This is a genomic window from Streptomyces sp. NPDC059524, assembly GCF_042749255.1.
GTDB classification, from domain to species: Bacteria; Actinomycetota; Actinomycetes; order Streptomycetales; family Streptomycetaceae; genus Streptomyces; species Streptomyces xanthii.
This window is the reverse complement of record NZ_JBHYTK010000068.1, coordinates 29,588-40,552: the sequence shown is the minus strand read 5'-3', so window position 1 is coordinate 40,552 and position 10,965 is coordinate 29,588. Positions and strand designations below refer to the sequence as shown.

The 10,965-nt window shown below is 74.0% G+C and carries 10 protein-coding genes; 4 read left to right on the top strand and 6 right to left on the bottom strand.

Annotated elements, in window-relative coordinates; translation table 11 throughout:
• Window positions 1–146 precede the first annotated feature (146 nt).
• The gene (locus tag ACFW9D_RS20365) at window positions 147–965 is read left to right on the top strand and encodes a triphosphoribosyl-dephospho-CoA synthase (RefSeq protein ID WP_384623601.1); all 819 of its coding nucleotides are present in this window, start codon (window positions 147–149) and stop codon (window positions 963–965) included.
• Window positions 966–973: 8 nt separating this feature from the next.
• Here ACFW9D_RS20365 and ACFW9D_RS20360 read toward each other — a convergent pair whose 3' ends face one another.
• Entirely contained in the window at window positions 974–1,609 is a 636-nt protein-coding gene (locus ACFW9D_RS20360) for a histidine phosphatase family protein (protein WP_384623600.1), read from the bottom strand.
• Between the two features lie 207 nt (window positions 1,610–1,816).
• On the opposite strand from ACFW9D_RS20360, the gene ACFW9D_RS20355 reads away from it, so the two are divergent.
• On the top strand, window positions 1,817–2,386 hold the full coding sequence (locus ACFW9D_RS20355; RefSeq protein WP_188340720.1) for a heme-binding protein: 570 nt from the start codon (window positions 1,817–1,819) through the stop codon (window positions 2,384–2,386).
• Window positions 2,387–2,453: 67 nt separating this feature from the next.
• Here ACFW9D_RS20355 and ACFW9D_RS20350 read toward each other — a convergent pair whose 3' ends face one another.
• Window positions 2,454–3,506, bottom strand: a complete 1,053-nt coding sequence (locus tag ACFW9D_RS20350; RefSeq protein WP_188340719.1) for a substrate-binding domain-containing protein — start codon at window positions 3,504–3,506, stop codon at window positions 2,454–2,456.
• Between the two features lie 120 nt (window positions 3,507–3,626).
• Window positions 3,627–5,120, bottom strand: coding sequence for a right-handed parallel beta-helix repeat-containing protein (locus ACFW9D_RS20345; protein ID WP_384623597.1), 1,494 nt, complete (start codon window positions 5,118–5,120; stop codon window positions 3,627–3,629).
• Window positions 5,121–5,415: 295 nt separating this feature from the next.
• Here ACFW9D_RS20345 and ACFW9D_RS20340 point away from each other — a divergent pair, with 295 nt between their 5' ends.
• Complete coding sequence (locus tag ACFW9D_RS20340) at window positions 5,416–6,600, top strand: ricin-type beta-trefoil lectin domain protein (protein ID WP_384623595.1); 1,185 nt, start codon at window positions 5,416–5,418, stop codon at window positions 6,598–6,600.
• A 134-nt stretch (window positions 6,601–6,734) separates the two neighbouring features.
• The gene (locus ACFW9D_RS20335; RefSeq protein WP_384623607.1) at window positions 6,735–8,498 is read left to right on the top strand and encodes a sigma-70 family RNA polymerase sigma factor; all 1,764 of its coding nucleotides are present in this window, start codon (window positions 6,735–6,737) and stop codon (window positions 8,496–8,498) included.
• On the opposite strand, the gene ACFW9D_RS20330 is transcribed toward ACFW9D_RS20335, so the two are convergent.
• Genes ACFW9D_RS20330 through ACFW9D_RS20320 form a run of 3 tightly spaced genes read right to left on the bottom strand, consistent with a single transcriptional unit; the run spans window position 8,422 to window position 10,882 of the window.
• Window positions 8,422–9,822, bottom strand: a complete 1,401-nt coding sequence (locus ACFW9D_RS20330) for an MFS transporter (RefSeq protein ID WP_384623593.1) — start codon at window positions 9,820–9,822, stop codon at window positions 8,422–8,424. The genes ACFW9D_RS20335 and ACFW9D_RS20330 overlap by 77 nt on opposite strands.
• Entirely contained in the window at window positions 9,819–10,667 is an 849-nt protein-coding gene (locus ACFW9D_RS20325) for an SDR family NAD(P)-dependent oxidoreductase (protein WP_384623591.1), read from the bottom strand. The genes ACFW9D_RS20330 and ACFW9D_RS20325 overlap by 4 nt, the downstream gene beginning before the upstream one ends.
• Complete coding sequence (locus ACFW9D_RS20320; RefSeq protein ID WP_384623589.1) at window positions 10,664–10,882, bottom strand: hypothetical protein; 219 nt, start codon at window positions 10,880–10,882, stop codon at window positions 10,664–10,666. Before ACFW9D_RS20320 ends, ACFW9D_RS20325 begins: the two co-directional genes overlap by 4 nt.
• Window positions 10,883–10,965 lie beyond the last annotated feature (83 nt).

Below are 10,965 nucleotides of genomic sequence, written 5' to 3'. Positions count from 1 at the left end.
GACCCGCACCCCGGGACCTTGGTCCCGATTCCGCGCGCCGGCGGGGCGGGCAGAACCTGGGGGTCCCGGTGCCGCGTGACGGTGCCTGAGCGCGCCGGGTGCACGACCGCTTCTTCAAGGTGCCGCTCGTCAGGAAGTGCTCGCTCATGCTCGACACCCCTTCCCCCCGTACGACCGGTCTGCCCTTCGGCGCTCGCGCGGACGACGTCGCGGATCTCGCCGTGGCGGCATTCACCCGCGAGGTGTTCCTGACGCCGAAGCCAGGGCTGCCGGACTGCCGCACGGCCCGGCTGCCCGCGAACTCGGTGTTCTCTTCGCTCATCGACGCGGGCGTCGGACTGCACGGCGCCTTCCACGCGGCCGCGGGCGCCGGTCCCGACCTGGACCGGCTGGCCGCCGCGTGCCGCCTCGCGCAGGAGCGGGTGCCGTACGTGGCGTCCCTCAACGGCCTCGACGTCGCCGCCCGGCTGCTGTGCCTGCTCTCGGCGGCGTACGCGCAGGGCGCCACGAGCCCCGGCCAGGCCTGCCGCATCGCCCTCGGGCTCGACGAGCTGATCGAGCCGTCCGGCCACTTCCACGACAGCTACCGCGCGATGTCCGGCACGGACAAACAGGTGGCCGTCAGTGTCGTCGAGGACGCCCTGACCTCGATCCGCGCGGCCCGCGCACGGGGCGTCCCGGAGGAGACCGCGCAGCTGGACGCCCTGCTGGCGCTGATCGCCGCCGTCGACGACGGGCGCGTGGTCCGCGAGAAGGGGCCGCTGGCGCTGCGCATGATCCAGCAGGACGCCACGGCGGCCCTGGCAGCGGGCGGCGCCGGTTCGGCGGAGGGGGCCCGGCTCCTGGACACGCTCGACGAGGAGATGACCCGCTACGGGATCTGCCCCGCCTCCAGCGGCGCCCTGCTCACGGCCCTGCTCTTCCTCGACTCCGTGGGCGAGCGGGAGGAGCCCGTCGCCCACTGAGCTGACCGTCAGACGCGCAGGACGTCGGGGAAGTCCGTCCAGCGCAGTTCTTCGGGGAGATGGCCGACGTCGTTCAGGACGAGGACGCCGGCGGGGCGCCCGGGGGCGTAGCGGATGACGGTCAGTGCCGCGTTGCCGGGATTCAGTCCGAGCCAGCGCCAGGCGGGGGCGTCGAGCGCGTCCCGTACGAGCCAGGCGACGAGGAAGCTGTGCGTCACGAGCAGCTCGTGCCGGTCCTCGGTGCCTTCGGTCACGGGTCCGGTGAAGCGGTCGAGCGCCTCCTGGGCGAGCCGGGCGCCCTCCTCGGCCTCCTCCTTGCCGACGCCGGAGAGGTGACCGAGGAAGAAGTCGGCGCAGTCCTCGGGGAGTTCGTCGCGCTCGGGCAGATGGGGCACGTAGTCGTCGGCGGCGGCGCAGCCGTCGAGCGGCACGGGTGCGGCGAGCTGTTCACCGATCAGGCGGGCGGTCTGTGCGGCGCGCGGGAGCGGTCCGTGGTGGACGGCGGTGAAGGGGAAGTCGCGCAGCCGTTCGCCGAGCAGGGTGGCCTGGCGCCGCCCCGCCTCGGTCAGCGGCGCGTCCCCCTCGCCCTCGGCCTGGCCGTGCCGGACCACGTACAGGTATCGCGTGGCCGTACCTCGCGTCACGTGTGCCTCCCCATTCCCTGTCCGCGGCGGTGTTCCCGACCGCGGTGGTGTCGATCTTGTACGACGAGGGACGCGCCGCGGTGCGTGGCGGTTGCGTACGGCGGCCGGGTGACGTCGCGGGGGCGCAGGCTGTGCGGGGTCCGGTTCGGGACACATATCGGTGACACGTCAGTGGCACGTTCCCTCACTCCCAGGAGTCACCGGACCATGAAGCTCACCGCCAGCCCCTTCGCCCGTACCGCCCGGGCCGTCACGGGCGGTCTCCTCGCCGCCGCGGTCGTCACGCTCGGCGGCGCGGGCGCGGCCTCGGCCGCCGTCGCGGCGCCGGCGGCGCACGCCACGGCCACGCCGGGCGACGTGGCGCACAAGTACCTCACCGAGTCGACGCATCTGACGATCCGTGCCGCCGCGAAGGCCGCCGAGGCCGCCATGGACGCGGCCGTCGCGGAGGGCCAGCGCGTCTCGGTCGCCGTCGTGGACCGCAACGGCAACACGCTGGTGACCCTGCGCGGCGACGGCGCGGGGCCGCAGTCCTACGAGTCCGCCATCCGCAAGGCGTACACGGCGGTGTCGTTCAACGCCCCGACGTCCGTGCTGGTCGGGCGTCTGCAGCAGCAGCCGACGCTCAAGGACATCCCGGGCACGCTGTTCCTCGCGGGCGGTGTCCCGGTGACGGCCAAGGGCTCCCCGATCGCTGGCATCGGCGTGGCCGGCGCACCGTCCGGCGACCTGGACGAGAAGTTCGCCCGCGCCGGGGCGGCGGCGCTGCGCCGCTGAGCGGACCGGCGGGTGCGAAGGGGCCGGCTTCCCCGGAGCCGGCCCCTTCGGCGTGCCGGTCCGGCGCTCAGCCGGTCGTCCGCTGTCCGCAGGACTGACGGATCTTCAACGTCGGGAGCAGTTCGCTCTGTTGGGTCGGCAGGGTGTCGCCCTCCGTCAGCCGGCGCAGCAGCAGGTTCAGGGCCTCGGCGCCCACCGCGCGCTTGGGCGGGGCGACGGCGGTGAGCGGCGGGTCGGCGAGCGCGGCGTACACGTCGTCGTACGCGACGAGGGCGAGGTCGGCGGGGACGGTGAGGCCGTGCGTGCGCAGGAGCGCGGGGAGCTGGAGGGCGTCCTGGTCGTTGTGGACGAGGGCGGCGCGGATGCCGGAGGCGGCGGCCTCGGCGAGGCGCGCGGCCAGGGCGGCCGGATCGGCGGGCCCGGGCACGTCGGTGACCGGCAGGGCGTCGAGGCCGAGCAGGGCGACGGCCTCCTGGTAGCCGCGGCGCACGTCGCGGGCGGTGTAGGTGTCGTCGCGGGCGGCGAGCAGCACGGCGCGGTGGCCGAGCCCGGCGAGGTGGCGCAGGGCGAGGAGCACACCGTGGCGGTGGTGGGAGCAGACGGCGTCGAGTTCGGCGGCGGGGCTGCCGAACTCGGCACGGCGCTCCACCAGGACGGCGGGCACGGGGAGTTCGCCGAGCCAGTCGGTGTCGCGGCCGCCGCGGCCGGGGTGCCAGTCGGGGGCGAGGAGCAGTCCGTCGACCTCGGACTCGAGCAGGCGCTGGACCTGGACGCGGTCGCTGTCGGCGCCGTAGGGGGCGATGCCGAGGACGAGGCGGGCCCCGGCGGCGGCCGCGGCGGCGCGGGCGCCGGCGACGACCTCGTCGAAGTACTGGCCGACGGTCGGCACGAGCATGCCGATGACCCGGTCGCGGCCCGGCTCGGCGCGGTCGTCGGTGAGGAGTTCGACGGAGCCGTGGGTGCGGCTGAGCCGTCCCTCGTCGGCGAGGGCGGCGACGTCGCGGCGCAGGGTGACCGCGGGGACGCCGAGGCGGGCGGCGAGGTCGACGACGCGGACGGCGCCCGTCCCGCGAAGTGCCTCCAGGATGCGGGTGCGGCGCGCTTGCGCGGACACGGTCATGGGCCCCTCCCCCGGCTCCTGGCCGCCGGACCTCCGGCGGCCTTCCGACGCACCGTACCCGATCACTTCCGGTCATGTGATCGGGTACGGCGGGAGGTGCGGAGTGGTGGGCGACGGTGCTTACAGGCCCGGGCCGTTGTAGGCGCCGCGGTGCGGTTTGACGGTCGTGGAGACGGGGTTGCCCCAGTAGTCGCGGCCGCCGTTGTCGGTGACGATCGAGCCGTTGTTCAGGGCCGGCGAGGTGGCCTTCAGCTTGTACCCGTCGACGGAGTCGAGGGTGGTGCCGCCGGTGCCGGGGTTCACGAAGCCGGGGTCCCCGGTGATGCCGTTGGCGGTGGGACGTGGGACGCCCTGGTAGACGTTCCACAGATAGGAGATGCCGGAGCCGGTGGGCAGCCGGGAGTCGGTGGTGCCGACCCAGATGTTGTTCTCGACGACGCTGGTGCTCGGCAGGGTGATCGAGAGTTTCTTGTCCGTGCAGTAGATGACGTTGTTGTAGAGGTGCAGGGCGGAGCGGCCGCTGCCGCCGCTGCTCATGCGGCAGTCGTTCTCGGAGATGTTGTAGCGGACGATCTCCTTGGCGGCGCCGCTGGTGCCGCAGCCGTCGCAGTCGAGGAAGAAGCCGCCGATGTTGTCGCGGCTGTAGTTGTACTGCACGGTGCAGTAGCCGGTGTTGCCCCAGTCGCAGTCGAAGGCCTGGCTGTCGGCCACGGACATCCGGGTGGTGCTGTGGACGACGTTCTTCTGGATGGTCGGGTTGTGGTCGCCGAGGACCCAGATGCCGGCGAAGTTGCCGCCGGAGAAGGGGTAGACGCCGTTGCCGGTGCCGGAGGCCACGTTGTACTGGATCATCGGGGACTCGGCGTAGCTGGCGATGATGGCGTCGCCGCCGACGTCGGTCACGGTGTTGCGTTCGACGAGGACGCCGTTGCCCTTCGTGGCCATGGCCCCGACGCGGATCTTGAGGCCGCCGCCCCCGGTGTTGCTGATCTTGTTGTCGTGCACGTGGACGTCGTTGAGCGTGGAACCGGTGCCGCTGGCGCCGGTGACAATGCCGGCGGACTGGACGTAGTCGTCGGTCGTCGGGGAGTTCTTATTGGTCTGTCCGGCGACGCGGTCGATCACGAGGTTGCCGAGGTCGAATCCGGTGTGGGCCTTGCCGTCGGTGGCGGACACGCGCAGTCCGGTGCGGCGGGCGAGAGTCCCGGCGGGGTTGGTGAGCTTGATGTCACGGACCGTCCAGTGGTCCTGGTCGGTGAGCCGCATGGCGTCCGCCGCGCCGGCGCCGTCGACGACGGGCGGGGTGCCGGTGCCGTAGGCGGTGACGGTGATCGGTGCGGCGGCGGTGCCGCTGCCGCGTGGCGCCAGGGTGCCGGTGCAGGTGGTCCCGGCGGCGAGGGCGAGGGTGTCGCCCGGCGCGTACGTCTTCGCGTTGGCCTGGGCGAGGCTGTTGTACGGGCTGCTCGACGTGCCGGTGCCGGGGGTGGCGGCCGTGCAGTCGACGTACGTCGTGACCCCGGCCGCGGCGGCCGGGGAGTCCTGGAGCGCGACCAGGCCGGCACCGGCGAGCGCGACCGCCAGGAGTGCCCGGCCCGGGGAACGCATGACCCTCATGGGTGCACCTCTCTGCTGGAAGTGCGCCAGAAACTAGGGCTGGCCCCTGATCGAGTCAATACACTTCTAGCGTTCGATCAGATTCCGATCACTTGACCTGTCAGCGGCGCCTGTTCGATCACAACGATCCGTGGCGTGCGCGGAGTTGACGGAATCACGCGCACTCCGCGCAGGTCTTGTCACCGAAGCCGGTCGGGTGCACGATTGCGGCCGTTCCTCCTCCGCAAGGCACTGCCGGCGCGCGGCACTTCCGTTCGCCGGACACTCAGCGTGCACGGACACGAGAGGACCCGACATGCGCTCCCCCACACCCCGCACGTCCCCCCGCCGGCCCGGAAGACAGGGCCGCGGTGTGCTCGCGGCCGCCGGGGTGCTGGCGCTCGCCGCCGCGGCCGGCCTGGCCACGGCCACCCCGGCCGCGGCCTCGGACACACCGGGCTCGTACACCCACTACGGCTTCCCGTCCGGGACGGCCGGACTGAGCGACGTGACGTTCCGGACGACCGTCACCAAGGACGCGGGGCCCGCCTCGAACATCTTCTGGAGCCACCAGTTCGGCTTCACCGCGGGCAACGGCGCGTACACCGGCATGCAGTCCAACGGCCCCGGCCAGACCCGCACGTTCCTCTTCTCCGTATGGGACGCCACCGAGGCGAAGACCGGCTCCACCGGGAGCTACTGCCTGGACTTCGGCGGTGAGGGCGTCGGCAAGAGCTGCCGCCTGAAGACCGGCTGGAAGGAGGGCGACACCTTCCGCACCCGGGTCGCGCACGAGGGCGACCGCTGGTTCGGCGTGACGGTGACGAACGAGACGACCGGCGCCTCCTTCAAGCTCGGCAGCATCCGCGCCGGCTCCACCCAGATCTCGCCGAGCGGGATGGTCGACTGGGCGGAGTACTTCGAGTGGAACAACCCGAAGGCCTCGTGCGACGACCAGCCGTACTCGCAGGCCCGCTTCGGCGTGCCCGTCGCGAACGGCGGCGCGGTGACCGCGAGCGTCTCCTCCACCCAGGTCAGCTCGTCCTGCGCCGCGTACTCGCGGGTCGACACGGTCTCCGGCGGCTCGGTGCAGACTAACGGGATCGGCAACTCGGTGCGCGGCCCGGTCACCGGACTCGGCGGCAAGGTTCTCGCCGGGGCGCAGAACACCTCGGGCTCACCCGCGATCGTCACCGGACCGACCGGCGCGGCCGAGCAGGCGTGGGTGCTCGGCAAGGACGGCGCCCTGCATCTCATGGGCCAGGGCCTGTGCCTCGACGTGCAGGGCGGGGCACAGGCGAACGGGACCCCGGCGATCGTGTGGTCCTGCACGGGCGGCACCAACCAGCAGTGGCGCGCCGAGAACGGCTCCCTGCGCAACCCCGCCTCCGGCCGCTGCCTGGACATTCCGGGAAGTAACACCACGAACGGAACGCAGGTCACCATCTGGGACTGTCAGGGCACTTCAAACCAGAAGTGGACGGTTCCGCTCGTTCCCTGACCACCGAGCGCCCCTCCGTGACCACTTCGCAGCGCCGACTGAGATTTTCGTTATTACGTCATCGCCGCAAGGTCTCCATGATGTCGGACGAAACTCAGGCCGAGCGGGCCTGCGGGGCGGAGAGTGGACAGGGCATGGACAGCGAACGGCACACCGCGATGATCCGGGCGGCGCAGGGCGGGGACCAGCGGGCGCAGGACGAGGTGGTCGCCGCGTACCTGCCGCTCGTCTACAACGTGGTGGGCCGGGCGCTGCACGGGCACGCCGACGTGGACGACGTCGTGCAGGACACGATGATCCGCGCCCTGTCCGGGCTGCCGTCGCTGCGCGCGCCCGAGCAGTTCCGGTCCTGGCTCGTGGCGATCGCCATGAACCAGGTGCGCACCCGCCGGCAGGCCCGGCAGGCGGCCCCCTCGTACGGGGAGCTGGGCGAGGCCCACGAGCTCGCGGACCCGGCGTCGGACTTCGTGAACCTCACGATCGTCCGCATGGGCCTGTCGGGGCAGCGCCGCGAGGTGGCGGAGGCGACCCGCTGGCTGGAGCCCTCGGACCGGGAGCTGCTGTCGCTGTGGTGGCTGGAGGCGGCGGGTGAACTGACCCGCGCGGAGGTCGCCGCGGCGCTGGAGCTGTCGCAGGCGCACACCGCCGTACGCGTCCAGCGCATGAAGGAGCACCTGGAGAACGCGCGGGTGATCGTGCGGGCGATGTCCCGCGATCCGCGCTGCGCCCTGCTGGACGAGACGCTCGGCGCGTGGGACGGGACGCCGTCGCCGCTGTGGCGCAAGCGGCTGGTGCGGCACGCCCGGTCCTGCACGGTCTGCTCCCGCTACGGCGCGGGCCTGGTCCCGGCCGAGGGGCTTCTCGCCGGCCTGGGGCTGGTCCCGGTCGCCTCCGCCCTCGCCTACGGAGCCGTCCCGGACCCGGCGACGGGTCTCGCGGCCCACGGCTCGTCCCCGGACACGCTCGGCCTGCCCGTGCACGGCGATCCGTCCGGCGCGGCGGGCTTCGCACCGTACGGAAACGCACCCGACGAGGCGGGCTTCGCGGCCTACGGATCGTCACCCGACCCGGCCGCGTACAGCCCCGAGACCGATCCCTTCGGCACCGCCGCGTACAGCGAGACGCCGGCCGGCGGCGGCACCGGGGAGATACGCGCGACGCCCCGCAGCCGCACCCGGCACGAGCGCCGGGCCCGGCGGCGCCGCACCGCGCTGCTCGGTGTCGCGGTGCTCGTCGCGGGCGGGGGCGCGGTCGGCGTCCTCACCCAGCTGGGCCCCGACGAAGGGGCCGACACCGTGCGGACGCAGGCCGCGCCCGCGCCGTCCGAGACCCCGGAGCCGAGCAGCGCCTCCCCCTCCGCGTCCGCGTCCCGCTCCGCCTCGCCCAAGGCCTCCCCGACGCGCAGTTCGGCCCGGCCGACGCGGACCAAGAAGAAGACGTCGGCGCCGCCGCGTCCCAAGCCCACCCCGACGACGCAGCGCCCCGCGCCCCCCGCCCCCACCAAGGCGCCGTCCGGCACCTTCGGCCAGCAGGTCACCCAGCTGGTCAACACCGAGCGGGCCAAGAACGGCTGCGCTCCCGTGCGGCAGAACAGCACGCTCGACAAGGCCGCCCTCGGCCACTCCGAGGACATGGCCGCCCGGAACTACTTCGACCACACCGACCCGGACGGCAACGACCCGGGCGACCGGATCACGGCCGCGGGCTACACCTGGTCCACGTACGGCGAGAACATCGCGCGCGGGCAGCAGACGCCCGCGCAGGTCATGGAGGGGTGGATGAACAGCCCGGGGCACCGGGCGAACATCCTCAACTGCGCGTTCAAGGAGATAGGGGTCGGTGTCCATCAGGGCTCGGGAGGCCCGTGGTGGACGCAGGTGTTCGGGACGGCGCGCTGATCCGGCCGGCGGCGCGGTCGAGGCCGTACCGCCGCTGGAAGAACAGCGCGATGCCCATCAGGACGGCGGGCAGCGCCGTGAACCCCCACAGGAGCGCCCGCAGCGCGGGGTCCGTCTGCGCGACGGTCGTGCCCTCCGTCGTGGAGACGAAGCCCGCCGCCGCGAGGACCGCCGCGTACACATAGGGGCCGACGGCGGTGCCGGTCGCCTCGGTCGCCGTCCAGACCCCGGTGTAGGCGCCCGCGTCGGCCGCGCCGCGCGCCTCGGCGGCAGCGACGACGTCCGGCAGCATCGAGAACGCGAAGAGCTGGAGCCCGGCGAAGGCCGCGCCCATGACGACGACCACGCCGAGCGTCGCGGCCGTGCCGAGCGCCCGGCCGGGCAGCAGCGCGAGCGAGCCCGCGAGGAACATGCCCTGCGCGATCAGCAGACCGCGCTGCTTGCCGGTCCGCCGCGAGACCCGCAGCCACAGCGGGCCGACGACGGTGGCGGGCACCAGGAAAGCGCCCATGAGGACGGCCGTCAGGGAGCGGTCCCGGAGCACGTACTGGGTGTAGAAGGGCAGCGCGGCGAGGAAGAGGTGCGTGGTCGTGCCGGTGAACAGGTACGAGAGCAGCAGCGCGCGGAAGTCGCGGTCGCGCCAGGCCGCCCGGACGTCCTCCCGCACCGAGTGGGCCCGCTCGCCCGGGGGCTTGAACCCGCAGTGGTCGGTGAGCCGGCGGACCCCGCGCACGGCGAGCAGGCCCGACAGGACGAGCCCTCCGGCGAGCAGCAGCGCCATGCGCGCATAGGCGCCGCGCTCCCCCGAGGCGACCAGGCTCGGCGCGCTGACCCCGGCGGCGAGCAGGCCGAGGGTCAGGAACACCATGCGGAAGAGGAAGACGCGGGTGCGTTCGTGGTAACCGATGCGCAGGTCGGAGGGGGTGGTGAGGTACGGGACCTGGAAGCAGGCGAACAGCAGGTTCCCGGCGATGTAGCAGCCGCCGACCCACAGCGCGGCGCTCGTCCCGGTGAGCCCGCCCGGGACGCTGAACATGGCGGTCCACGCCACGGCCAGGAGCAGGCCCCAGCGGAGCATGCCGCGCCGGTGTCCGGTGCGCCGGGCCTGCCGGTCGGAGCGCGAGCCGAGCAGCGGGTGGACCACGATGTCGACGAGCTTGGGCAGCAGCAGCGTGGCCCCGGCGAGGAACGCGGGCACGCCGAGGGTCTGGGTGAGGAAGTACAGGAGCAGCAGTCCGGGGACCGTCACCCACAGACCCATGCCGACGGATCCGGCGGCATAGAGAGTGAGGTCCCCGGTGCGGGCCCGGGCGGGCGCGGTCACGGCGCGGACCGGTGGCGGCGCACGACACCCGCGGCGAGTTCGGCGCCCTCGAACGCGTCGGCGCGGACGCGCCCGGCGAGGGTGCGGGCGACGATCCGGTCGGTGAGCGCGGGGAAGTGACGGGCGAGGAAGAACTCGACGGCGCCGCGCCGGGTCGTCGGCAGGTCGCGGCGCACGCGGCGGCCGAGCCCGGCGCGGAGCACGGTGCCGACGACGCCGTCGAGGGGCTCGTAGCTGCTCATGCCCTCCAGGGAGAGTCCGGCGGCGGCGGTCGAGTCGTGGATGGGGCTGCGCACGGCGGACGGATAGACGCAGGTGACGCCGACGTGGGTGCCGAGTTCGAGGCGCAGGGCGTCGGCGTAGGCGACGAGGGCGCGCTTGGAGGCTCCGTAGGCGGCGGCGAGCGGCAGCTGCATGACGGCCATGCGGGAGGACACCATGACGACGCGGCCGCGGGCGGCGACCAGGGCGTCGGCGCAGGCGGCCGTGGTGCGCCAGGTGCCGAGGAGGTTGAGGTCGAGCTGGCGGCGGACCGCGTCGCCGGGCGGGAGCTCGGCCGGAGCCGGTCCGCCGATGCCCGCGTTGTTGATCAGCAGGTCCAGGCCGCCGAGCCGGTCGAGCGCGGCGGCCACGGCGACGGGCACGGCGGCGTCGTCGGTGAGGTCGCACGCCAGCACCTCGACGGGGTCGTCCGGTCCCGGGGCCAGGTCGAGACCGACGACCTGGGCGCCCAGTGCGGTGAGCCGGGCGCACACGGCGCGGCCGAAGGTGCCGGAGGCCCCGGTGACCAGGACGCGCATCCCCTGGGCGTCGCGCAGCCCGCGCGGTCGGGTGGGGGTCGTCATACGGCGGATCTCCTGTCCTTCTGGGCCGGGACGAAGGCCCGCCGGTCCGGGGTGAAGGGGCGGGCCCCACGCCGCAGCCGGGCGGCGCCGGCCGCGAGCTCGCGGGGCACCTCGGCCACGTACTGGTCGAAGTCGATGCGCATCGCGGGGCGACGCTCGCCCCAGCGTTCGACGGCGGCGCGCAGGGCGCGGGCGGCGGCGCGGGGCCGCCCCACGGGCGCGGGGCCGGGGGGCGTGCCCCCCCGGGGGGCGGGGGGCCGCCCGGCCACCCCGACGGGGGGGGCGGGTAGTGGGAGAG

Coding starts and splice junctions, on each gene's coding strand:
- ACFW9D_RS20325 (WP_384623591.1), bottom strand. CDS start 10,667: ATGACGACCCCCACCCGACCGCGCGGGCTGCGCGACGCCCAGGGGATG.
- ACFW9D_RS20350 (WP_188340719.1), bottom strand. CDS start 3,506: ATGACCGTGTCCGCGCAAGCGCGCCGCACCCGCATCCTGGAGGCACTT.
- ACFW9D_RS20340 (WP_384623595.1), top strand. CDS start 5,416: ATGCGCTCCCCCACACCCCGCACGTCCCCCCGCCGGCCCGGAAGACAG.
- ACFW9D_RS20335 (WP_384623607.1), top strand. CDS start 6,735: ATGGACAGCGAACGGCACACCGCGATGATCCGGGCGGCGCAGGGCGGG.
- ACFW9D_RS20355 (WP_188340720.1), top strand. CDS start 1,817: ATGAAGCTCACCGCCAGCCCCTTCGCCCGTACCGCCCGGGCCGTCACG.
- ACFW9D_RS20345 (WP_384623597.1), bottom strand. CDS start 5,120: ATGAGGGTCATGCGTTCCCCGGGCCGGGCACTCCTGGCGGTCGCGCTC.
- ACFW9D_RS20365 (WP_384623601.1), top strand. CDS start 147: ATGCTCGACACCCCTTCCCCCCGTACGACCGGTCTGCCCTTCGGCGCT.